Below are 24534 nucleotides of genomic sequence, written 5' to 3' on the forward strand. Positions count from 1 at the left end.
TCAAGTGGTATAATACGTAGTAGATAAAAAATAGAGGTGAATATCGCGTGGGAGTACATGTTGTTTTATATCAACCAGAAATTCCAGCAAATACAGGAAATATTGCACGTACTTGTGCAGCAACTGGAACAGAATTACATTTGATTAGACCGCTTGGATTTTCAACGGATGACAAAATGTTAAAGCGTGCAGGATTAGATTATTGGCAGCACGTAAAAGTTACGTATTATGATTCAATCGAAGAATTTTATGAAAAAAATAAAGATGGTGAATTCTTTTATTTAACAAAGTATGGCGAGAAAGCTCATACAGCATTTGATTATAGCAAACGTGAGAAGGATTACTATTTCGTATTTGGAAGAGAAACAAATGGATTACCAGCTAATGTAATTGAAGAAAACTTCGATCATTGTTTACGTATTCCAATGACGGATAAAGTACGTTCATTAAATTTATCTAATACAGCAGCAATTTTAATTTATGAAGCGTTCCGTCAACAAAATTATCCAGGATTAGATTTAGAAATCGTGTATTAAAAGTCGCCATTTGGCGGCTTTTTTATTTTTTAAAAAAATATGTAATCATACATTTTAAAAAAGGTACATATTCATATAGAATGAGATATATGAATAAAAATAGATAAGACGGGTTGAGATAAATATGAAGGAACAATATAATAATCAAAATACCTTTTTAAGTATGATAGATATGGATTTAGTAAGACAGGGATTGTTACATGCTATTCAAGATTTAGTGTTTATTGTGAAAGTTATTGATGATGAAACTTTTAAATATATTTATGTGAATAAAATAGGAATGAATCACGCCAGGCTAGGGAAAGAATGTTATGGGAAAACTTTTGCAGAAGTATTACCAGAAGATACGGCAAGGTTATTGCAAGGACACTATGCAAAAGTAATGAGAGAAGCGAGAGCAATTACATTTTGTGATGTAATTAGTTTGCCAACTGGTGATATACATTATGAATCTTCACTTAATCCAGTATGCGATGTAAATGGAACATGTCAGTTTATTATTTGTATTACTAGAGATATTACAGCACAGGTTAAGAAAAAAGTGGAAGTAGAAGAAAAACAAATGTTATTTAAGTCATTACTAGAATATAATAATGATTCCATTATATCTGTAGATTCTATTGGAAGAATTACATATGCAAATCCAGCGACTTATGAAATTTTTGGGTATCGATATGAAGAGTTAAAGGACCAATTTATTTGTCAGTTTATAAATAAAGAATATGAAAAAAATTTTCAAATTATATTTAAAAATGCTTTACAGGGAAGAGCAAAACAAATTGTTGCAAAGAAATATATTCATAAAGAAGGATATGAACTTTATATTTCCGTGAGGACAATCCCCATTATTGTGAATAGTGAAATCGTCGGGGTGTACATTGTTACGAGGGATGTTACGAGGCAAGTATTAAATGAGATGAAAACAGAATATTTAGCTTACTTTGATCAGTTAACGGGGTTAATGAATAGAATATCATGTACAAATAAGCTAAATGAATTTTTAGCTGAGAATAAAGAATTCGCATTGGTTTTTATAGATTTGGATGAATTTCACCTTATTAATGATACATTTGGTCATAAAGAAGGGGATCAAGTCTTAAAAAAAGTTACTGAATGCTTACGAGACCTAAAAATAGAAGATATGCATTTATTTAGAGAACATGATGATCAATTTGTTATGTTAATAGAAAATATAACGAGAGAATACGTAGAGGAAGTTGCACAAACAATATTAAAAAAAATTAGTGGGCATTTTGTAATAGAAGAAGAGGATGTTTATTTGAGTGCATCAATTGGGATTGTAATGGCCCCAGAAGATGGAATGGATGAAAAAATGCTTTTCCAAAGAGTCGACGCAGCTTTGGAAAAAGCAAAGGAAAAAGGAAAAGGGTATTATCATTTTTATTGTAGTGGATTAGATTGTGAACGTGAACAAAGGTTTATAATAGAAAATCAGTTACATCGTGCTATAGAGAAAAATGAATTTTCCCTCTATTATCAACCTCAAATTAATATTGAAACGGGAAAGATGGCCAGTATGGAAGCCTTAATAAGGTGGGAGAATAAGGAGCTAGGTTTTGTCTCGCCAAATCAATTTATCCCACTTGCTGAAAGAACAGGGTTTATTATTAAACTTGATGAATGGGTAGTACATCAAGTTTGTGAACAGATACGTGAATGGTTAAATAAAGGATATGAGGTTGTACCAATTGCAGTTAATATTTCAGCTAGACATTTTCGTTCTATTACATTAATAGAGATGATTACACGTGCTTTAAATAAGTACAACGTTCCCCCTCATTTATTAGCAATAGAAGTTACAGAAGGGGCTCTTATACATAAAGATGTATCAAAAAGAGTGTTACTGCAGTTAAAAGAACAAAATTTAAAGATTCATTTAGATGACTTTGGAACGGGATATTCATCTTTAAGTTATTTAAAAACATATCCGATTGATACGTTAAAAATTGATCGTTCTTTTATGGAAGGTATATATAAAGATGAAAGAGATACGAATATTACGGCTGCAATTATTCATTTAGCACATACTCTAGGGTTAAATGTAATTGCAGAAGGAGTAGAAAAGGCGGAACAAATACAGTTCTTAAAGGAAAAGAATGTGAAAATCGTACAAGGTTATTTTTATAATCGCCCTTTATCAATATACGATGTGGAAAATATTTATTTTAAATAGTGTATAAAAAACAAGAAAAAAAGTGATGTGCTGAAAAGCACATCACTTTTTTTGTGTACCTGGCTTATCGTTATAACCAGATGTAAAAATAGCTGTAAGAAATGTGAGTGATACACCTAAAATTAATAATAACTTCATACTAATTTCCCCCTTACTTTTTCGGTTTACGAATCCTATTTGTGAATCGAAATGTATGTAAGGTTCCCAGAAGAAAAGAATTTATTTACAATGAATAGCAGCGTGAAAACTTTAATACCTTTATTATACAGAATTTTCTTTGAATTTTGGAGAGAATTTTATAGCGCTATTATATATTTCGTTTTGATTTAAAGAATGTTTAAGGACATCCTAGCATACCTTTTATAATAATCCGATTGAACAAGGAGATGGGGGAGGAGCTATAATGGATATTCTAAAGAAAATTGAACAATATCGGGAAGCAGAAGAACGTTTACAATGGGAAGGTACGTTTGCGGAGTATTTGGAGCTTGTGAAAGAAAGACCATGGGTGGCTCAAACAGCACACTCTCGCATTTACAATATGATAAAAGATGCTGGAATTGAAGAAGTTGATGGTAGAAGAAAATATAACTTCTTTAGTAATCAGCTATTTGGATTAGAGGATGCTTTAGAACGCCTTGTGGAAGAATATTTTCATCCATCTGCAAAACGATTAGATGTTAGGAAACGTATTTTGTTATTAATGGGGCCTGTTAGTGGGGGGAAATCAACATTAGTTACGATGTTGAAACGAGGATTAGAAACATATTCACGAACAGATCGTGGAGCGATTTTTGCAATAAAAGGATGCCCAATGCATGAAGATCCACTTCATTTAATTCCGCAACATTTACGGAATGATTTCTTTGATGAATATGGAGTAAGGATTGAAGGGAATTTATCACCATTAAATGTTATGCGTCTAGAGCAAGAATATGGGGCAAGAATTGAGGATGTAGTTGTAGAGCGTATTTTCTTCTCTGAAGATCGCCGTACAGGAATTGGTACATTTAGTCCTTCTGATCCAAAATCACAAGATATTGCCGATTTAACAGGTAGTCTAGACTTTTCTACAATTGCAGAATACGGTTCGGAATCAGATCCTCGTGCATATCGATTTGATGGAGAATTAAATAAGGCGAACCGCGGCATGATGGAATTCCAAGAGATGTTAAAATGTGATGAGAAATTTTTATGGCATTTACTATCGCTTACACAAGAAGGGAATTTTAAAGCAGGAAGATTTGCGCTTATTTCAGCAGATGAATTAATTGTAGCGCATACAAATGAAACAGAGTATCGTTCCTTCATAGCAAATAAGAAAAATGAAGCATTGCATTCACGAATTATTGTAATGCCGGTTCCATATAATTTACGGGTTAGTGAAGAAGAACATATTTATGAAAAAATGATTCGTGAAAGTGATGTGTCCAATGTTCATATTGCACCGCATACACTTCGCGTTGCAGCAATGTTCACTATTTTAACTCGTTTAAAAGACCCGAAGCGTCCAGATATTGATTTAATTAAAAAGATGCGTTTATATGATGGAGAAACGGTAGAAGGATATAATACGATTGATGTAGAGGAACTGCAACGCGAATATCAAGATGAAGGTATGAAGGGGATTGACCCTCGTTATGTCATTAACCGAATTTCTTCTACAATTATTCGAAAAGAGGTACCATCTATTAATGCACTAGATGTACTGAGATCGTTAAAAGACGGATTGGATCAGCACCCGTCAATTAGTAGTGAGGACCGAGAGCGCTATATGAATTTCATCTCATTAGCGAGAAAAGAATACGATGAAATTGCTAAGAAAGAAGTACAAAAAGCATTTGTTTATTCATACGAAGAATCAGCTAAGACACTTATGGATAATTACTTAGATAACGTCGAAGCATACTGCAATAAATCAAAATTACGTGATCCGTTAACTGGTGAAGAAATGAGCCCAGATGAAAAACTTATGCGTTCGATTGAAGAGCAAATTGGAATTTCAGAAAATGCTAAAAAGGCATTCCGTGAAGAAATTTTAATTCGCATTTCTGCTTACGCACGTAAAGGGAAACGCTTTGATTATAATTCACACGAACGTCTTCGTGAAGCGATTCAGAAAAAATTATTTGCCGATTTAAAAGATATAGTGAAAATTACAACATCAACGAAAACACCAGACGAAAATCAGCTTAAGAAAATCAATGATGTTGTTGCACGCTTAATTGATGAGCATGGCTATAATTCTTCATCTGCGAATGAATTGTTACGATATGTAGGTAGTTTGTTAAATCGATAGTTTGATAACAAAACGCTGTCTCTTATTCTTGGGGCGGCGTTTTGTTATCTATTGATATTTGTAAAAAATGTCATAGCTTGTCCGAATATAATAAATTAAGATGCGATTTTATGAATTTCTTGTCAATTATTTTTACAATATGCATATGATAGAGTAACCAACCATTCATACAAAAAAGCCAACACAATACAATATGTTGCAAAACGAAAATGTGTGCAACAATGCATTGTGTTTCTTTCTTATCAACGGCTGAATGTTTCTTTCTTAATTATGTGAGTGGCAAAATTTTGTTTAGGATGCTCGGAGTATTGTATGAAAAACGCTATATATGTTTATGGGATGATTTTCGATGAACAGTTATTTTTCAAATATTCTAGTTACGCACACTAGAAAACAAAATTATAGATTGCTGTTCATAGGGGAAGACAATTACAGTAAGGAGGGAAAGGAATGAGCGAAGAAAACCAACCAAATTACACGATTTCACAGGAAAACTGGTCCCTCCATCGCAAAGGATATGACGACCAACAACGCCATCAAGAAAAAGTGCAGGAGGCAATCAAAAATAATTTACCAGACCTTGTAACAGAAGAAAGTATAGTTATGTCTAATGGCAAGGATGTTGTGAAAATACCGATTCGTTCTTTAGATGAATATAAGATTAGATACAATTATGATAAAAACAAACACGTTGGGCAAGGAAACGGTGACAGCAAAGTTGGTGATGTTGTTGCAAGAGATGGATCAGGTGGTCAAAAGCAGAAGGGACCAGGAAAAGGGCAAGGGGCAGGAGATGCAGCTGGAGAAGATTATTATGAAGCAGAAGTCTCAATTTTAGAATTGGAGCAAGCGTTTTTCAAAGAGTTAGAGCTGCCTAATTTAAAGAGAAAAGAAATGGATGAAAACCGGATTGAACATATTGAATTTAATGATATTAGAAAAACAGGATTATGGGGAAATATTGATAAGAAACGGACGATGATATCTGCATATAAACGAAATGCAATGCGTGGTAAAGCATCTTTCCATCCAATTCACCAAGAAGATTTAAAGTTCCGTACTTGGAATGAAGTGTTAAAGCCAGATTCAAAAGCTGTTGTATTAGCGATGATGGATACGAGTGGATCGATGGGGATATGGGAGAAGTATATGGCACGTAGCTTCTTTTTCTGGATGACAAGATTTTTACGCACAAAGTATGAAACCGTAGACATTGAGTTTATTGCTCACCATACGGAAGCGAAGGTCGTCACAGAAGAAGAGTTTTTCTCAAAAGGGGAAAGTGGTGGAACGATCTGTTCTTCCGTATACAAAAAAGCACTTGAGTTAATCGATAATAAATATTCACCAGACCGTTATAATATTTATCCATTCCATTTTTCAGACGGTGATAATTTAACTTCGGATAATGCTAGATGCGTAAAGCTTGTGGAAGAGTTGATGAAAAAATGTAATATGTTTGGGTATGGGGAAGTGAATCAGTACAACCGCCACAGTACGCTTATGTCAGCATATAAAAATATTAAAGACGAGAATTTCAGATATTATATTTTAAAGCAAAAAGCAGATGTATTTCATGCGATGAAGAGCTTTTTTAAAGAAGAATCAGGAGAAAAAATGGCATAACCCCTTGTAAAGGGGTTATTTTTTTGTAAACTTTTTATTTTTTTAGTTGACAATGATAATGAAAATCATTATCATTTATTCGAGAAATGATTACATTTCGATTTATATATTTTGGAGGAGATGTAAAGTTGAAAAAAACTAAAAGAAAACATATAAATGCGATGATTATCGCTGCGGCGTTATCACTTCCATTTGCTACGTATTCAACGCCTGCTTTAGCAGCTGTAGCAATTGAGGCGAACAAAACTGGACATGCTTTAGAAGATGGTACATATGATGCTGTTATTAAAGCGTATAAAGATAAAACGAATGAAGAGTCTATGGCAGCTGTTTATATAAAAGATCCTAAATTAACTATTGAGAATGGGAAGAAAATTGTAACGGCAACGTTAAGTGATAGTGATTTCTTCGAATACTTGAAAACAGAGGATATTGATACTCCTGGTGTATTCCATGATGTAAAAGTCATATCAGAGGATAAAAAGAAAAATGGGACGAAGGTTATTCAATTTGAAGTTGGAGAATTAGGAAAAAGATATAATATGCAAATGCATATTTATATTCCGACAATGGCCTATGATAATAAGTACCAGGTGCAGTTTGAAGTAAATGCGTTAAATCTAGAAAACAATGTTCCAAAAGATCAAAAGGAAAATAAAGAGGATACAGTGGATCAACAAGATGGAAATGTAATAGTAGATAAGCAATTGCAAATGCATATTAATAAATATAACTTAGAGAGAAAAAATATAAATGAACCTATAACGAAGGAAGATTTATTACAAATTAAAACATTATCCATATACTCAGGTGAGGGGATAAATGAAATAGCTGGTTTAGAATATATGACAAACTTAGAGAAGTTGACATTAAGAGAGTCTAATGTAACAGACATATCTGTTATCTCGGGGTTGAGACATTTGAAATATTTAGATTTATCCTCTAATCCAATTGAAAGCATTCAACCCGTTTCTAAGCTAGAGAATCTTGACATGCTCTTTTTAAGAGATAACAAAATTGCAGATCTTACACCGTTAAGTCAAATGAAAAAGATTAAAATATTAGATTTAATTGGTAATAATATAAAGGATCTTACACCATTATTTACAGTGTTATCGTTAGAAGAAGTATACTTAGCAAATAATCAAATTAGTAATCTTTCGGGTATTGAGAAGTTAAAGAATGTGAATCTATTATGGATAGGAAATAATAAAATTAGTGATGTTGAGCCTATTAGTAAAATGAGTAATCTTATTGAACTAGAAATTGCTGATAGTGAAATAAAAGATATATCATCATTATCTAAATTAGTAAAAATACAAGTATTGAATTTAGAAGAGAATTATATCTCTGATATATCGCCACTGAGTAATTTAACAAATTTACATGAGATAAATCTTGGAGCGAATGAAATTTCTGACATAAAGTCTGTTGAGGAATTGGGTAAGCGAACTTCAATAGATATTCAAAGACAAAAAATCTTTTTAGATGAAGCAAGCGTAGATGAAGAAATAAAAATTCCAGTATACAATTTTAAAGGAGAGCCACTTCAAAATATTAAATTGAAAAGTGAGGGGGCTACGCTGAGTAACGGATTTATAAAATGGAATAGTCCTGGAGAAAAAATATATGAATTTAAACTAGATACGAATCCTGCTGAAAGTAAAATAAGATTTAATGGGACGGTTATACAAAGTATAGTTGAAAAACAAACAGAAAGTAAAAATGTAATTCTTGATAAAAATTTACAACAACATATTAATAAAAAGAATTTTGGTAGAGAGAATCTAAATGCCCCTATAACAAAAGAAGATTTATTACAGATTAAAACATTAGAGATACTTAAAGAAAAAGGAAAAGAGATAAAAGATCTAACTGGTTTAGAATACATGACGAACTTAGAAAATCTCACTTTAGAAGGAGTAGGGTTGAAAAATATTGAGTTCATTTCAAACTTGAAACAATTGAAAGACGTGAATGTATCTCATAATAAAATTGAAGATATAACGCCGTTATCTTCACTGGAAAATTTACAGTGGTTAAACCTTGCGGATAATCATATTAAAGATGTATCAGTTCTTGGCTCAATGTTAGACCTACTCAGTTTAAAATTAGCTGGAAATGAGATTCGTGATGTAAGGCCGTTAATACAATTAGGTCAATGGTTTTCAATTGATGCCGGAAGACAAAAAATCATTTTAAATGAAGCGAAAGTAAATGAAGAAATTCAAGTTCCGGTATATGACTTAGAAGGAGAAACTATTGAGAATATTAAACTAACAAGTGAGGGTGGAACGTTTAATAACGGAGTAATGAAATGGAGTACTCCAGGTGAAAAGGTATATAAATTTGATTTAGATTCGGATGAAACTAGTATAAGCTTTAACGGAACAGTTATCCAGAATATAGTTGAAAAAGAAGAAGTAAAAGAGCCGGTAAAAGAAATTGAAGAAACAAAAGAAGAAGTAAAAGAGCCGGTAAAAGAAGTTGAAGAAATAAAAGAAGAAGTAAAAGAGCCGATAAAAGAAGTTGAAGAAACAAAAGAAGAAGTAAAAGAGCCGGTAAAAGAAATTGAAGAAATAAAAGAAGAAGTAAAAGAGCCGGTAAAAGAAGTTGAAGAAACAAAAGAAGAAGTAAAAGAGCCGGCGAAAGAAGTTGCAGGTACAAAAGAAGAAGTGAAAGAACCGGCGAAAGAAGTTGCAGGTACAAAAGAAGAAGTAAAAGAGCCGATAAAAGAAGTTGAAGAAACAAAAGAAGAAGTAAAAGAGCCGGCGAAAGAAGTTGCAGGTACAAAAGAAGAGGTAAAAGAATCAGCAACTGGATTGGATCAAGAGCCAAAAGGGAATAATCAAGTTGGTCCAGTAAAAGTGGTAGGACAAGAGAGTGCGAAAGAAAAAGATTCAAATAAACAACATGCTAATAAGCAAGAGGAAAATCAGAAGTCTTTAGCAGCAACTGGTGGTCAAGCTAACACACCGACCTTACTTTCTGGATTAGCACTTGTTCTTTCAGCATTAAGTATGTTTGTATTTAGAAAGAGATTATTTAAGAAGTGAATAACGTTTTATCTTATTATTATATAAAGTGATTATATAAGTTTTTGAGAAGCCCTTATTATAGCAATTTCATGTTGAAATATGCTTATGATAAGGGCTTTTTGAATAGGGGAAGGATATTAATACGAGGATGTTTCGATTGCTTAAATAATGGAGCAACTGTAGCGGAAACTGTAAGTCCCTTTCGTTCACTATATGTTCAAAATGTATGAAGAAATAATATGAAATATTGCATTTTATATCATTTTATCCAGATAATATGTTAATTTTTTGAATGGAATATATAAATAGGGGGCAATAATATGAACAAGAAATCAAAGATCAATAAAGTGTTGCTTAGTATTAGTACAATGGCGCTATCGCTCGGAGCAATTCAAACGAATGTATCAGCAGAAGAAAAGGTACCGTATAATGTATTGCATTCGAAACCAGTTGGAATTGAAAAACCAGTAGATGAGATCGGACACGCTTCTAAAGCCGAGGAAACATTATCATTTCAAGAACGTTTAAAAGTAGGAGATTTTTCACAGCGACCAGCATCTATTACGAAGAACTCGGCAGTAAAGCAAGCTAAAGAAAGCTATTCAATGGCTGATTTAAACAAAATGAATGATCAAGAATTAATTGAAACGTTAGGCAGTATTAAGTGGCACCAAATTACAGACTTATTCCAGTTTAATGAAGATGCAAAAGCCTTTTATAAAGATAACGGAAAAATGCAAGTAATTATAGACGAATTAGCTCATAGAGGTAGTACATTTACGAAAGATGATTCAAAAGGAATTCAAACGTTTACTGAAGTGTTACGTTCAGCTTTTTATCTTGCATTTTATAATAATGAATTAAGCGACTTAAATGAAAGAAGCTTCCAGAACAAATGTTTACCAGCGTTAAAAGCTATTGCGAAAAATCCCAACTTTAAGCTTGGAACAAATGAGCAAGATACAGTCGTATCTGCATACGGAAAATTAATTAGTAATGCATCAAGTGATGTTGAAACGGTGCAATACGCATCGAATATTTTAAAACAATATAATGATAATTTTAATGCATATGTAGACGATCGTATGAAGGGACAAGCTGTATACGATATGATGCAAGGCATTGATTATGATATACAGTCTTACTTAAATGAGGCTCGTAAAGAAGCGAATGAAACGATGTGGTATGGAAAAGTAGATGGGTTTATTAATGAAATAAATCGTATTGCTCTTTTAAATCAAGTAACACCAGAAAATAAGTGGCTCGTTAATAATGGAATTTATTTTGCTAGTCGTTTAGGTAAGTTTCATAGTAATCCAAATAAAGGATTAGAAGTTGTTACACAGGCAATGCATATGTACCCGCGTTTAAGTGAGTCGTATTTTGTTGCAGTAGAACAAATTACAACAAACTATAATGGGAAAGATTATAGCGGGAATACGGTAGATTTAGAGAAGATACGTAAAGAAGGAAAAGAGCAATACTTACCAAAAACGTATACATTCGATGATGGATCTATTGTATTTAAAACTGGGGATAAAGTGTCAGAAGAAAAAATTAAGAGATTATATTGGGCTGCGAAGGAAGTAAAAGCGCAATATCACCGTGTGATCGGAAATGACAAAGCTTTAGAACAAGGTAATGCAGACGACGTATTAACGATAGTAATCTATAATACTCCAGACGAATACCAGTTAAATAGACAATTGTATGGATATGAAACAAACAACGGTGGAATTTATATTGAAGAGACAGGGACATTCTTTACATATGAGCGTACGCCAGAGCAAAGTATTTATAGTTTAGAAGAGTTATTCCGTCATGAGTTTACTCATTATCTTCAAGGGAGATATGAAGTTCCCGGTTTATTTGGAAGAGGAGATATGTATCAAAATGAAAGATTAACTTGGTTCCAAGAAGGGAATGCAGAATTTTTCGCAGGATCTACTCGTACAAATAACGTTGTACCAAGAAAGAGCATCATTAGTGGATTATCATCTGATCCTGCAAGCCGTTATACAGCAGAGCGTACACTATTTGCTAAATATGGTTCTTGGGATTTCTATAACTACTCGTTCGCATTGCAGTCTTACTTATATACTCATCAATTTGAAACGTTTGATAAAATTCAAGATTTAATTCGTGCGAATGATGTGGGAAATTATGATACGTATCGTGAGACTTTAAGTAAAGATTCTAAGTTAAATAAAGAGTATCAAGAGTATATGCAGCAGTTAATTGATAATCAAGATAAGTACAATGTGCCGGAAGTAGCAGATGATTATTTAGCTGAACATGCACCAAAAGCATTAACAGAAGTGAAGAAAGAAATTAGTGAAACGTTGTCTATGAAAGATACAAAAATGACAAAGCATACATCTCAATTCTTTAATACATTTACATTAGAAGGCACGTTTACAGGTAGTGTAACAAAAGGTGAGTCAGAAGACTGGAAAGCAATGAGTAAAAGAGTAAATGAGACTTTAGAACAATTGACGCAAAAAGAATGGAGTGGCTACAAAACGGTTACAGCATATTTCGTCAATTACCGTGTGAATAGCTCTAATCAATTTGAATATGATGTAGTTTTCCACGGTATCGCAAAAGATGACGGAGAAAATAAAGCCCCGACGGTTAATGTAAACGGACCTTATAACGGGCTTGTAAAAGAAGGAATTCAATTCAAAAGTGATGGATCAAACGATGAAGATGGAAAAATCGTTTCTTATTTATGGGACTTCGGGGATGGAAGAACAAGTAAAGAAGTTAATCCAGTACATGCATATGAAAGAGAAGGAACTTATAAAGTAGCGTTAGTAGTAAAAGATGATAAAGGAAAAGAGAGTAGAAGCGAAACAACTGTTACAATTAAAGATGGAAGTGTAACAGAATCAGAACCAAATAATCGTCCAGAAGAAGCAAATCGTATCGGGCTAAATACTACTATAAAAGGTAGCCTTATCGGCGGGGATCACACCGATGTTTATACATTTAATGTGGCATCAGCGAAAGATATCGATATTTCTGTTTTAAATGAGCATGGAATCGGGATGACATGGGTACTTCACCATGAATCAAATATGCAAAATTACGCAGCTTACGGTCAAGCTAATGGAAATCATATAGAAGCAAAATTTAATGCAAAACCAGGTAAGTATTACTTGTATGTATATAAATATGATAATGGCGATGGAGCGTACGCATTATCAGTAAAATAAGTGCTTTTCCAATGTATGTTTAACTTTACTTTTTGTGGAAAATAGTATATTATATAGATATACAATATATCGGTTATTTACTAGGAGGAGCCTGTCACAATAGGTTTCTCCTGTTCTTTTTTAGAGACCTGTCTATAGGTTTTTCTTTAAAAAGTAAATAACTGAAAATTAAGATTAATGATTTTTGAAAGAGGTGGGGCATACACATAACAAAAAAGGGATTGTTTAAGAAAGGGGGATAAGAAATGGTCTTGTTTGGTTATCCACTTGAAACAATTTATTTATACGGATTTATAATTGCAACTATACTTACTGTCATTTATATCTTCTTTGGAGATATATTTGAATCAATATTTAGCTTTGGTGGAGGATCTGTATCCATTTTAACTTTATTACTTAGTTTTTTTGCAATGTTATGTGGATTTAGTTATATAGGAGAATATTTATTTTCCTTTAATAGCATTATTATTTTTGGTGGCTCATTTGCTATATCCTTTATCGGTGTTTTCATAATGAAAATATTAATTTTAAAACCGATTGCAGAAGCAGAACAAAATACGGTGCAACGTATGGATGAATTCATTGGTCGCAAGGGAGAAGTCATTACGACAATTCCTACAGAAGGATTTGGAGAAGTGTTAATCTCCTCTCCATTTGGAAGTAATGCAATACCAGCGAAAACAATTGGAAAGAAAGATATTTCACAAGGAACCGAGGTCATTATTGAGGGAGTTCAAGATGGTGTTTTACTTGTACAGAACATCGCTTATTCTTTAAAAAAACCAAAATTATAAGGGGGAATTTACATGACGATTCCATTAATTATCGGTGGAGTTTTACTCGCAATTTTAATTCTACTTATTTTAGTATTCATTACGAAGTATCGAACAGTTGGCCCAGATGAAGCATTAATTGTGACAGGGAACTGGCTTGGTGGTGGAAAGAATGTTGTTATCACTGATGACGGAAAGAAGATTAAGATTATTCGCGGTGGCGGTACTTTTGTAGTTCCAATTATGCAAAGGGGAGAACCTCTTAGCTTACTAAACTACAAATTAGAAGTTGGTACACGTGATACGTATACGAAGCAGGGTGTACCGATTACAGTAAACGGTGTTTCTATTATTAAAGTAGGATCGACAATTGAAGAAGTTTCTACAGCGGCTGAACAATATTTAGGAAAAGAAACAGAAGAGTTGAAAATAGAAGCAAAAGAAGTTTTAGAAGGGCATTTACGTGCTATTTTATCTTCTATGACAGTAGAAGATGCGTATAGTAATAGAGAGCAATTCGCACAAAAGGTACATGAAGTAGCTTCTACTGATCTGAAGAAGATGGGTCTTCGTATCGTTTCCTTTACAATTAAAGAAATAATGGATAAAAACGGCTACTTAGATGCACTTGGTCAGCCGCAAATTGCAATGGTTAAGCGTGATGCAACAGTTGCGAATGCAGAGCGTGAAAAAGAGGCACGAATTGAAAAAGCTCGTGCTGAGAAAGAAGCGAAAGAAGCAGAGTACCAGCGTGATGCACAAATCGCTGAAGCTGAAAAACATAAGGAATTAAAAGTACAATCTTATAAGAGAGACCAAGAACAAGCTCGTGCAGATGCAGATCTTTCTTACGAATTACAACAAGCGAAAGCGCAACAAGGTGTTACAGAAGAGCAAATGCGAGTTAAAATCATTGAGCGTGAAAAGCAAATTGAGTTAGAAGAAAAAGAGATTGCGCGTCGTGAAAAGCAATACGATGCAGAAGTAAAGAAAAAGGCAGATGCAGATCGCTATGCTGTTGAACAATCAGCCGAAGCGGAAAAAGTAAAACAAATGAAAAAAGCAGATGCGGATCAATATAAAATTGAAGCAGAAGCAAGAGCACGTGCAGAAGAAGTACGTGTAGAAGGTTTAGCAAAAGCAGAAATTGAAAAAGCGCAAGGTCAAGCGAAAGCGGAAGTACAAAAAGCGCAAGGTACAGCGGAAGCAGATGTTATTAGGTTAAAAGGTTTAGCAGAAGCAGAAGCGAAACAAAAAATTGCAGAAGCATTTGAATTATATGGGCAAGCGGCAATTATGGATATGGTTCTAAAAATGCTTCCAAGTTATGCGAAAGAAATTGCAAGTCCACTTAGCAATATTGATAAAATTACAGTTGTTGATACAGGCGGCGGTGGTAAGAATAGCGGTGCGGGGAAGGTTGCAGGCTATGCGACTGATTTAATGGCAACAATGCAGGAAACACTAAAAGCTTCTTCTGGTATTGATTTAAAAGAGTTATTAGAAGGGTTTGCAGGAAAAGGGGCAGTACAACAATTAGCAAATGATAAACCTGTTGTATCTGTAGTAGAAGATAAGGAAAAAGAAGTAGAAAAAACTAAAGAATAGTAAGATGGAAAGAACCTCTAGTAAGTGGGATACTAGAGGTTCTTCTGTGAATTATAATATTTCGAATAATATACATTTTTATACATTGTTTTAATTATTAAATTTTTATAGAATGAAGTATGTATGCAATAATCTTTTAAATTTAGAAAGATGAGTAAAGGAGAAATAAAGAGTCTCATTAACGTATTTATATCTTATAATTTTTATAAATAGATTAATCGTAAGTTATTGCATGTAAAACGGTATGAAGGGGTAGGAATATGTTTCAAAGGAAATTAAGGAGTAGTAGTTTAAAAACAAAGTTACTTGTGTCATTTATTATTATTTTAATTCTTCCAAGTATTGTAATTGGTTGGACGTCTTATCAGCAGGCGAAAACAAATTTTAATGAAACGATTTTAAAATCGGCGAAAGATAATATAAAAATTTTGGATAATGTAATTAATAAGGAATTGGATAGTAAAAAAGTAGATGCAACTTATTTTACGAAATTATTTACACAATCAAGTTACCAAGCGGATCAAATTCAAAACATCCAAAATAAACTAGAAGAATATAATAAATTACATCCAGAAATGGAAGCGATCTATACAGGATCTAGTAATGGACAATTTATTCAATCACCAGCTATTCAAATGCCCGAAGGATATAATCCTACAGAAAGAGATTGGTATAAAGAGGCAGTGAAAAAAAGCGGAGAAGTGATTGTAACTGCTCCATATAAGTCAAAAACGACAGGGAATATTGTTATTACACTAGCAAAACAAAACGAAGATAAAAGTGGTGTTCTCGGGATTGATTTAATTATCAATGATATTGTAACTACTTCTAAGATGGTTAATATCGGTAAGGAAGGGTATGTAGCGATATTTGATCAAGATAAAAATGTAGTCGCACACCCGACACTGAAGCCAGGAGAGAAATTAGAAGAGAAACTTAGTAAGGAATTTTATAAACAGGAAGCTGGTGATTTTCATTATTCATTAGATGGTGAAGATCGTAATATTACTTTTAAAACGAGTAAGAAAACTGGATGGAAAATAGCAGGAATTATGCCTTCAAAAGAAATTATTCAAGCGGCGGAGCCTATTTTCTATAAAACGATAACTGTTATTGGTATTTCATTAATGATCGGCGGGGTTTTAATTTACTTTATAATTGCTTCTATTATTAAACCGTTAAAACAACTTGTAATATCATCGAAAAAAATTAGTGAAGGTGATTTAACAGAATCAATTACAGTTCATTCTAAAGATGAAATTGGGCAGTTAGGAGAAAGCTTTAATGAGATGGCATTATCATTACATAATGTCATTTCAAATATAAATATTTCAGCAAGTCATGTAGCAGCATCTTCAGAAGAATTAACAGCTAGCATGAAGCAGACAAGTGAAGCGACGGAACAAATTACACAGGCGATAGAGCAAGTATCGAGTGGGGCTGAAATACAAACGAGAGAAGTTGAAGAAGGAGCAACATTATTAGAAGAAGTTACAGAAGGAGTTCAGCGTGTTGCAGATAGTTCTTCATTAGTATCTACAGCCTCTATGTATACGAAGAAAAAAGCTGAAGATGGTGGAAAGTTAGTTGAGCAAACTGTGAATCAAATGCAATTAATTCATGAGTCTGTTTCAAAGTCAGATAAAGTCATTGTTTTATTAGATGATAAGTCGAAACAAATTGGAGCAATCCTTGAAGTGATTCAACATATTGCAGAGCAGACAAACTTATTAGCATTAAATGCTGCAATTGAGGCTGCAAGAGCTGGGGAACAAGGAAGAGGTTTTGCAATTGTAGCCAATGAAGTACGGAAATTAGCAGAACAATCGGGACAATCTTCTACGGAAATTGATAAGCTAGTGAAAGAGATACAATTTGATATAAAAGAAACAGTAAGCTCTATGAATCAAGTTGGGACAGAGGTACAATCAGGGCTTGTAGTTGCAAATGAAACGAAGAAAAGCTTTGTAGAAATATTGAAATCTACAAATGATACAGTAGTACAAATTGATAGTATGGTAGAAGTAGCGAAGCAAATGACGGTAGATGCAAAACAAGTAAGTGCATCTATTAATGAAATTGCAGCAACGATTGAAGAAAACGCAGCAAGCGTCCAAAATATCGCGGGCTCTTCTGAAGAGCAATTAGCTTCAGTAGATGAAATAAATGCAGCAGCAGTTCATCTATCGCAAATGGCGGAAGAATTACAAGGGATGATTGGCAAGTTTAAAGTATAAGAGGCAAGTGTTAAGAAACGAGGTAATCATTTTACTTCGTTTCTTTTTTATGGCAACGGTAATGAGATAAAGTGAAGAAATATATAGTAATCGTGTTATGATTAAATACGAAAACAAAAGACTGTATTTTCTTTAAATTCTATCTTCATTGATGTTAGGGGAATGATTTTGAAATTGAAGAAATTGAAACTGCAACCGAGAATTACATTAACTATTAGTACACTTATTCTTGTTGTACTGCTGTTAACGAGTTATTTATTTTACTACATATTATCTGAAACAGTAGAAGACCAAATCGGAAAAAGAGCGCTGTATGTTGCGAAAACAGTTGCTGCTATACCGGAAATCGGGGAAGCTTTTCAAAAAGAAAATCCAGCTTCTATTATTCAGCCAATTGCAGAAAAAATTCGAATCGAAACAGATGCTGATTTTATTGTAGTTGGAAATAAAGATGGTATTCGTTATGCGCATCCTAAGCGAGATAAAATAGGAGAGAGAATGGTTGGCGGAGATAATGAAGGGGTTCTATTAGAAGGGGAATCTTATGTTTCGAAAGCAACGGGATCATTAGGGCCTTCACTACGCGGAAAAGTCCCGATTCGTAATCAGGATAATGAAATTATTGGTGTAGTATCTGTCGGTTTTTCAATGGATGATATTCATGGAGCGATAGAAGTGTATGGAAAGCGTGTGTTTTGGATTACAATAACAGGTCTGTTAATTGGGATAATTGGCTCTGTATATTTAGCTAAAAGTATTAAGCGGATGATGTTTGGAATGGAGCCAGAAGAAATTTCATCTTTATACGAGGAGCATAGTACAGTTATTCAATCTGTACGTGAAGGAATTGTAGTAATCGATAAAAATGGTATGGTTAGTTTAGTAAATCAAGCGGCATACGATATCCTTTCTTTAGATAAACAACAAAATATAATAGGGAAATTTATTTTAGATGTTATTCCTAATTCATCGATACTGGATGTACTTCAAACTGGAGAAGAACAATTTGATCGCCAATTAAATATAAAGGGGCAGGATGTTATTGCCAATCGCCTACCTATTAAAGTTAATAATAAAGTAACTGGTGTAGTATCCAGCTTGCGCTTGAAATCTGAGATGGATCAATTAACAGCGGAATTATCTCAAACACGGCAATATACAGAGGCATTACGGGCGCAAACACACGAATATAACAATTTATTGTATACGCTTTCAGGTCTTATTCAATTAGAGTCTTATGAAGATGCTTTAGAGCTTATTCATAAGGAAACGGCAGTATATCAAGAGTTCGTTCAATTTATTATGAAACGAATTCAAAATCCATGGTTAGGTGGGATTTTAATTGGATTTTATAATAGGGCGCGAGAGTTGAAGATTGATTTTATGTTAGATCGGGAAAGTAGTTTAGAAGAGTTAAGTCCGCATATTGAGAGTAATTACGTTGTTTCTATTTTAGGGAACTTGATTACGAATGCATTTGAAGCAATTGAAAGAAATCACGAGCATAATAAGAAAGTAAGAATGTTTGTAACAGACATTGGCGAAGAAATATTAATTGAAGTGGAAGATTCAGGACAAGGTGTTCATGATGAAATAATTACAAGCATATTCTATAAAGGTTTTTCGACGAAGGCGGGCGAAAAACGTGGATATGGATTAGCGAAAGTGAAAGAGTTAGTGGAAGATTTAAATGGAAGTATTGCGATTGAAAAAGGGGATTTAGGTGGTGCTTTATTTATCATTGCATTACCGAAAGAGAGAGGCGAATTGTAATGAATGAGGGGATTGAAGTATTGATTGTAGAAGATGATATTCGGATTGCGGAAATTCATCGTCGTTTTACTGAAAAAATTGAGGGGTTTAAAGTAATTGGAACAGCAACGACTGGGGAACAGGCGAAAGAATGGCTAGAGTTTGTAAAGCCACAACTCGTTTTATTAGATGTATATTTACCTGACATGCAAGGGACAGAACTCGTCACATATATTAGGCATAATTTGCATGATACAGATATTATTATGATTACAGCCGCATCAGAGACGGATGTAGTGTGGCATGCTTTACGAGGCGGGGTAACAGATTATATTGTAAAGCCACTTACATTTGATCGGTTTAAAACAAGTTTAGAAGGTTATCAAAAGAAGATTACGAAGTTAAAGAAAAATGCTCAATTATCTTCAGAACAGATTGAACATCTATGGTCCCAAAGAGGGGTGCAGGCAAATCCAATAGAATATGCGCCAAAAGGAATCGATCCTTTAACGTTAGCAAAAATAAAAAAGCATATGTTAGCTGTTAATGAGGAGGGAATTACTGCAGAGATGCTAAGTTCAATGGTAGGTGTAAGCCGATCAACTGCGAGGCGCTATTTAGAGTATTTGATCTCTGGAAAGAAAGTGCATGCGGAGCTTATATATGGAAGTGTGGGGAGACCAGAAAGAAGGTATTTCCGCGTTTCTTCATAGGGGACTTTCACAACAATAAAAACAGTAGAGGATTACATTTCCTCTACTGTTTTTCCTAGTTGCATCTTATATTGGAATAATTCCAATTACAATTCCAGTAATCAACATAACCATTGTTGTTCCAACAGCCCAAAGTAAAGTAAATCGTTGGTGTTCACCAAAATCAACCTTGGCCATTCCGACTAATAAATAAGTGGAAGCAACGAGGGGACTCAGTAAGTGAACAGGTTGACCGAGTAACGAAGCACGTCCCATTTCTGCGGCACTAATTCCGTAAGCGGCAGCAGCTTTCGTTAAAATAGGTAATACGCCGAAGTAAAAAGCATCATTAGACATGAAAAATGTGAACGGCATACTTAGTAAAGCTGTAATAATTGGAAGCTGTGGGCCAAGTGCATCTGGTATAAGAGTAACAACACTTTGAGCCATCGCATCTACCATTTTTGTTCCAGATAGAATACCTGTGAAAATTCCAGCAGCAAAGACGAGAGAAACAACCGCTAATACGTTTCCAGCATGAGAAGCAATACGTTCTTTCTGTTGCTCTAAGTTTGGATAGTTAATCATAACGGCAATAGCAAAAGCGACTGTAAATAGAACAGGTAGCGGCATAATTTCTAGTATGAGACAGACAAGTAATGTAGCGGTCAATAAAAAGTTAATCCATAGAAGTTTAGGGCGTTTATGCACGGCAGCTTCTACTGTTGCAGCTTGCTCATCCATTGTTTGCATTTGTTTTAAATATTGTACATCCATAATTCCTAAACGTTTTCTTTCTTTTTTTCCAAGATAATAGGCAACGAAAACTACCCAAATTGCACCAGCAATCATTCCTGGTATAAGTGGTGTGAAGAGTTCTGAGGCATCAAGTCCAAGAGCACTCATAACCCGAGCAGTTGGTCCACCCCAAGGTGTAAGATTTGTCACACCTGCTCCTAACATAACAACCCCAGCTAATATAAGTGGATTCATTCCAAGACGTTTATATAGTGGATACATTGCGGAAACTGTAATCATATATGTTGTTGTTCCGTCACCATCTAATGAAACGATAATAGTAAGAATAGCTGTACCAACAACAATTTTTAAAGGATCACCTTTTACAAATTTTAAAATTTTACTAATAACAGGATCGAATAAACCGCTATCAATCATAATTCCGAAATATAAAATGGCGAACATAAGCATAATACCAGTAGGTGCTAGCTTTTGAATTCCTTCTAACATCATCGGGCCCATATTGGCATAAAAGCCACCAATTAATGCGAAAGTAATTGGAATTAATATTAATGCTACTAAGGCTGACATACGTTTAGTCATAATCAAAAACATAAAGACGAATACCATTGCAAATCCAAGTAATGCTACCATGTAATCTCCCCCTCAAAAAATGATTGCGCTTTCAATATAAAACGAAAATTCAGATAAAAGGTTTTTTATTTATAATAAAAGGTTCAATTCGAATGGTAAATAATTAAGAAAATAACATCATTAGAAGCATAATCTTTATTTTGATCATTTTGTTCACGAGGTAATTTTGAATTTTTAAAAAGATAAATGCCTTCGTACAAGAATGGTAGAATAAGGTGAAAAAGAGAAGCGCGTGAAGTAGGGAGTAGATTTTGAATGGAAACAAGAATAGAAGAGATTTATAGTTCATGTACAGGAATAGTAGAAGAGATTTGTATTAATGAATCCTCTTACGTATATGAATGGGAGAAATTAATGATGATCCGAAAAAATGACGGTGAGATTGAAAAAATCGCAGTAGGCATCAGTGGAAATATAAGATTAGTAAATGTAGAAGTTGGACAGAACATTGATGCGGACACATTATTAGTTAAGTTAGAAGATGATTTATTAATTACTGGTTGTGAATGATGAGAGATGTGTAGAAGTAACTGCACATCTCTTTTTTGTTCCATATATTACAAAAAAAACATTGTTTTTTCACAAATCTCACACAACCTTTTGATATTCTTTTCGTGGAGTAAACGGTTTTTAGGGAGGAATATTGATGAGGATAAAATATGTCGTACTTGTTATATGTTTATGTTTCGTATTTACAATAGTAGGGTGTGGAAAAAAGGAAATAGAAGTTGTTGCAGTTGATGAGAAAAACGATAAGTGTGATATTTGTCAAATAGGGGTAATGGATAATCAATTCACAACAGAAATTATTTTGGAGAGTGGAAAAGCATTAAAATTTGATGATATTGGCTGCATGTATAAATGGATGGAGATCAATTCAGGTGAAAAGACGAAAGAAAAATTTGTTCGAGATTATGATTCGAAAGATTGGGTTTCGTTAGAAGATGCTACTTACGTATATGATAAAACAATAACGACACCGATGGCTTATAATGTCATTTCATTTAAAAATAAAAAAGATGCAGAGAGTTTTGTATCTAACTATAAGGGGAAAGTTCTTTCGTATAAAGAGCTATCAGAGCATAAATGGGAAATGAATAAAGAGATGATGGGAAAACCGAAAACAGGGAATCACGGTGGGCATCATTAATAATAGAAAAAGACAACTATATAGTTGTCTTTTTCTATTATTACTCAGGTGCAAATATAGAAAAGGTGTAAAAATTTTAGAAGAACGGTTACAATGGAATATAGTAACCTAAAGCAATCATTTATGTACTTTTTAGAAATATATACAAATGCGGTAAAAACGTGCTAAACTAATTGCTTCATAATGTTAATGATGAGGCCATCAGGCGTATCATTCCAATAGGTTGAGAAACATAGTATAAGTTTAAGATAATCCGATTAAAGAAGGAATCTAAAGGGCTTATGGATAAATGTACTCAAGAAGAGTTATTGTATGTGATGGAGGAATGGTTAAGAAAACATTATCTTTCATAGGAGCTGTAGTTGTGAGAAAACAAAAAATTTTATTATGTATGTTATTAGGACTTTTAATGACGGTAGTGGCTTGCGATAAGCAAGAGGAGCCAGAATCAAAACCGGTTCATGTGAAAAACGAAAAGAAAAAAGAAAAGCATAAAGAACAGGAAGAATCTAAAGAAGAAAAAAGTATAAATTTAATGGACAAACAGTTGCTACTTTCTGCGACGCTTGGAGACACAGAAACAGCTATGAAGCTGATCCAAGATGGAGCGAATATCAATGTAGAAGGTGACAACGGAGAAACGCCTGTCCTTGCAGCGACGTATCAAAATCATGTAGAGACAGTTAAAGCATTAATTGATGCGGGTGCTGATATTGAAATTCAAGACGAAAAACAAAGTAATCCATTTCTTTATGCAAGTAGAGAAGGATATACGGATATTGTAAAAGTATTAATTAATGCAGGAGTTAATACGAAGGAAACGACTAAGTCAGGTGGAACAGCACTTATTTCTGCATCTGAGCGTGGCCATGTAGAGGTTGTTAAAGAATTATTAGAGCATACAGATATTGATGTGAATTATAAGAATGAACGTGGTGGAACAGCTTTATTAGAAGTAATTGTATTAGGAAATGGTAGTGAAAGTCATAAGAAAGTAATTCAAATGCTTATTGACCACGGGGCAGATGTAAATATGGCCAATAAGGAAAATATTACGCCGCTGCAATATGCTGAAAAAAGAGGTTTTAAAGATATTGCGAATATGTTGAGGATAGCTGGAGCGAATGAAGTAGTACAGCCGCAACCACAACTGGCGGAATAACAAGCTGAAGAAATAAAAAGCACGAAATAATCCCATTTAGATAGACAGAATGAAGAAGTCATTTTAGTATGATGGATTCAGTAATGTGTATTTAAATGGGATTTTTGTTTTGAAAAAATGGATGGATGCTATATCGAGAAGGCTACAAATAGTAATTAAGGAGGGTATAAATGCGATTTTCAGAACTTGAGTTAATAGCAATTCAGGCAGAAGTTTTATTTGTTCATAATCAAGTAGGAAGAATAAAGTGTGTAAATGAAAATGGAAATCTGAAAGCACCACGTTTTTTTCTTAGCAGAACTCGTGAAGGCAATATAACGAGGTATCATTATAAACTGCATGGTGAAATGATAAGTAAGATTGAGAAATTAATTCGAGAATGCTCAAATCACATTGAGATAGCAAAGATCATTAAAGTATTAAATGAAGAGAGAACGGTGGAGAATATTTGGGTGGGTCCTGCTTTCATGTTTCCTAATAATTTACATAAGCCAACTAGAACAATACAAATAACAGAGAAGAATAAAGAGCTTTTGCGAGAAAATTTTTCTAATCTAATAGAACAGATGGAATGGAGGCGACCTTATTTTGCAATTGTAAAAAATGAAAAGGTAGTTTCTATATGTTGCAGTGCCAGAAGTACGCCCGTAGCTGCTGAGGCAAGTGTGGAAACTTTAGTGGAGTTTCAAGGGAATGGATATGGTGCTGATGTCGTTACAGCCTGGGCACTATCAATACAAGAGGAAAAGCGCATTCCGCTTTATAGTACTTCTTGGGATAACTTTGCTTCGCAAGCAGTGGCGAGAAAACTAAAACTCATTAACTATGGAATGAATTTACATATTGATTGAATTTTA

16 protein-coding genes and 1 pseudogene are annotated in these 24534 nt (G+C 33.8%); 16 read left to right on the plus strand and 1 reads right to left on the minus strand.

Annotation, left to right across the window (positions count from 1 at the left end; translation table 11 throughout):
* Positions 1-47: 47 nt before the first annotated feature.
* The 12 genes and pseudogenes from trmL (at position 48) to MHH59_RS02825 (ending at position 19994) form a co-directional block, all read left to right on the plus strand.
* Positions 48-536, plus strand: coding sequence for a tRNA (uridine(34)/cytosine(34)/5-carboxymethylaminomethyluridine(34)-2'-O)-methyltransferase TrmL (trmL, locus tag MHH59_RS02775; RefSeq protein WP_000538149.1), 489 nt, complete (start codon positions 48-50; stop codon positions 534-536).
* Between the two features lie 124 nt (positions 537-660).
* On the plus strand, positions 661-2730 hold the full coding sequence (locus tag MHH59_RS02780; protein ID WP_201055474.1) for a sensor domain-containing protein: 2070 nt from the start codon (positions 661-663) through the stop codon (positions 2728-2730).
* Between the two features lie 403 nt (positions 2731-3133).
* Positions 3134-5029: a PrkA family serine protein kinase gene (locus MHH59_RS02785; protein WP_002125087.1), complete on the plus strand. Its 1896-nt coding sequence runs from the start codon at positions 3134-3136 to the stop codon at positions 5027-5029.
* Between the two features lie 450 nt (positions 5030-5479).
* Positions 5480-6655 (plus strand): sporulation protein YhbH, encoded by a 1176-nt coding sequence (gene yhbH, locus MHH59_RS02790; protein WP_002010376.1) that lies wholly within the window; start codon positions 5480-5482, stop codon positions 6653-6655.
* Between the two features lie 128 nt (positions 6656-6783).
* The gene (locus MHH59_RS02795) at positions 6784-9711 is read left to right on the plus strand and encodes a leucine-rich repeat domain-containing protein (RefSeq protein WP_340850800.1); all 2928 of its coding nucleotides are present in this window, start codon (positions 6784-6786) and stop codon (positions 9709-9711) included.
* Between the two features lie 302 nt (positions 9712-10013).
* Positions 10014-12911 (plus strand): collagenase ColA, encoded by a 2898-nt coding sequence (colA, locus tag MHH59_RS02800; protein ID WP_201055479.1) that lies wholly within the window; start codon positions 10014-10016, stop codon positions 12909-12911.
* Positions 12912-13156: 245 nt separating this feature from the next.
* The gene (locus MHH59_RS02805) at positions 13157-13705 is read left to right on the plus strand and encodes an NfeD family protein (protein WP_078178083.1); all 549 of its coding nucleotides are present in this window, start codon (positions 13157-13159) and stop codon (positions 13703-13705) included.
* 12 nt (positions 13706-13717) lie between these two features.
* A complete protein-coding gene (locus tag MHH59_RS02810) occupies positions 13718-15292 on the plus strand; it encodes a flotillin family protein (RefSeq protein ID WP_002169205.1) in 1575 nt (524 codons plus the stop codon).
* Between the two features lie 260 nt (positions 15293-15552).
* Positions 15553-16587, plus strand: a pseudogene (locus MHH59_RS30775) (HAMP domain-containing protein); the annotation flags it as partial.
* A gap of 81 nt (positions 16588-16668) precedes the next feature.
* Entirely contained in the window at positions 16669-17529 is an 861-nt protein-coding gene (locus tag MHH59_RS30780) for a methyl-accepting chemotaxis protein (protein ID WP_445290622.1), read from the plus strand.
* 162 nt (positions 17530-17691) lie between these two features.
* Positions 17692-19302, plus strand: coding sequence for an ATP-binding protein (locus tag MHH59_RS02820; protein WP_003187227.1), 1611 nt, complete (start codon positions 17692-17694; stop codon positions 19300-19302).
* Entirely contained in the window at positions 19302-19994 is a 693-nt protein-coding gene (locus MHH59_RS02825) for a response regulator (RefSeq protein ID WP_002169202.1), read from the plus strand. The genes MHH59_RS02820 and MHH59_RS02825 overlap by 1 nt, the downstream gene beginning before the upstream one ends.
* A gap of 66 nt (positions 19995-20060) precedes the next feature.
* Here MHH59_RS02825 and MHH59_RS02830 read toward each other — a convergent pair whose 3' ends face one another.
* Entirely contained in the window at positions 20061-21365 is a 1305-nt protein-coding gene (locus MHH59_RS02830) for a CitMHS family transporter (protein ID WP_078178081.1), read from the minus strand.
* A 255-nt stretch (positions 21366-21620) separates the two neighbouring features.
* On the opposite strand from MHH59_RS02830, the gene MHH59_RS02835 reads away from it, so the two are divergent.
* The 4 genes from MHH59_RS02835 to MHH59_RS02850 all read left to right on the plus strand — a co-directional run bounded on the left by MHH59_RS02835 (position 21621) and on the right by MHH59_RS02850 (position 24528).
* Entirely contained in the window at positions 21621-21875 is a 255-nt protein-coding gene (locus tag MHH59_RS02835; RefSeq protein WP_002169200.1) for a hypothetical protein, read from the plus strand.
* Positions 21876-22011: 136 nt separating this feature from the next.
* Positions 22012-22515 (plus strand): nitrous oxide reductase accessory protein NosL, encoded by a 504-nt coding sequence (locus MHH59_RS02840; RefSeq protein ID WP_002125106.1) that lies wholly within the window; start codon positions 22012-22014, stop codon positions 22513-22515.
* 289 nt (positions 22516-22804) lie between these two features.
* Positions 22805-23677 (plus strand): ankyrin repeat domain-containing protein, encoded by an 873-nt coding sequence (locus MHH59_RS02845; protein WP_002125108.1) that lies wholly within the window; start codon positions 22805-22807, stop codon positions 23675-23677.
* Between the two features lie 170 nt (positions 23678-23847).
* Positions 23848-24528, plus strand: coding sequence for a GNAT family N-acetyltransferase (locus MHH59_RS02850; protein WP_002125110.1), 681 nt, complete (start codon positions 23848-23850; stop codon positions 24526-24528).
* The last annotated feature ends 6 nt before the right edge of the window (positions 24529-24534 follow it).

This window comes from Bacillus sp. FSL E2-0195 (assembly GCF_038003645.1).
Classification (GTDB): domain Bacteria; phylum Bacillota; class Bacilli; order Bacillales; family Bacillaceae_G; genus Bacillus_A; species Bacillus_A mycoides.

What these genes read in the sequence shown, in the direction of transcription:
- MHH59_RS02780 (WP_201055474.1), top strand. Translation starts at nt 661, where the DNA reads ATGAAGGAACAATATAATAATCAAAATACCTTTTTAAGTATGATAGAT.
- MHH59_RS02785 (WP_002125087.1), top strand. Translation starts at nt 3,134, where the DNA reads ATGGATATTCTAAAGAAAATTGAACAATATCGGGAAGCAGAAGAACGT.
- yhbH (WP_002010376.1), top strand. Translation starts at nt 5,480, where the DNA reads ATGAGCGAAGAAAACCAACCAAATTACACGATTTCACAGGAAAACTGG.
- colA (WP_201055479.1), top strand. Translation starts at nt 10,014, where the DNA reads ATGAACAAGAAATCAAAGATCAATAAAGTGTTGCTTAGTATTAGTACA.
- MHH59_RS02805 (WP_078178083.1), top strand. Translation starts at nt 13,157, where the DNA reads ATGGTCTTGTTTGGTTATCCACTTGAAACAATTTATTTATACGGATTT.
- MHH59_RS02810 (WP_002169205.1), top strand. Translation starts at nt 13,718, where the DNA reads ATGACGATTCCATTAATTATCGGTGGAGTTTTACTCGCAATTTTAATT.
- MHH59_RS30780 (WP_445290622.1), top strand. Translation starts at nt 16,669, where the DNA reads ATGAAGCAGACAAGTGAAGCGACGGAACAAATTACACAGGCGATAGAG.
- MHH59_RS02820 (WP_003187227.1), top strand. Translation starts at nt 17,692, where the DNA reads ATGATTTTGAAATTGAAGAAATTGAAACTGCAACCGAGAATTACATTA.
- MHH59_RS02825 (WP_002169202.1), top strand. Translation starts at nt 19,302, where the DNA reads ATGAATGAGGGGATTGAAGTATTGATTGTAGAAGATGATATTCGGATT.
- MHH59_RS02830 (WP_078178081.1), bottom strand. Translation starts at nt 21,365, where the DNA reads ATGGTAGCATTACTTGGATTTGCAATGGTATTCGTCTTTATGTTTTTG.
- MHH59_RS02835 (WP_002169200.1), top strand. Translation starts at nt 21,621, where the DNA reads ATGGAAACAAGAATAGAAGAGATTTATAGTTCATGTACAGGAATAGTA.
- MHH59_RS02840 (WP_002125106.1), top strand. Translation starts at nt 22,012, where the DNA reads ATGAGGATAAAATATGTCGTACTTGTTATATGTTTATGTTTCGTATTT.
- MHH59_RS02845 (WP_002125108.1), top strand. Translation starts at nt 22,805, where the DNA reads ATGTACTCAAGAAGAGTTATTGTATGTGATGGAGGAATGGTTAAGAAA.
- MHH59_RS02850 (WP_002125110.1), top strand. Translation starts at nt 23,848, where the DNA reads ATGCGATTTTCAGAACTTGAGTTAATAGCAATTCAGGCAGAAGTTTTA.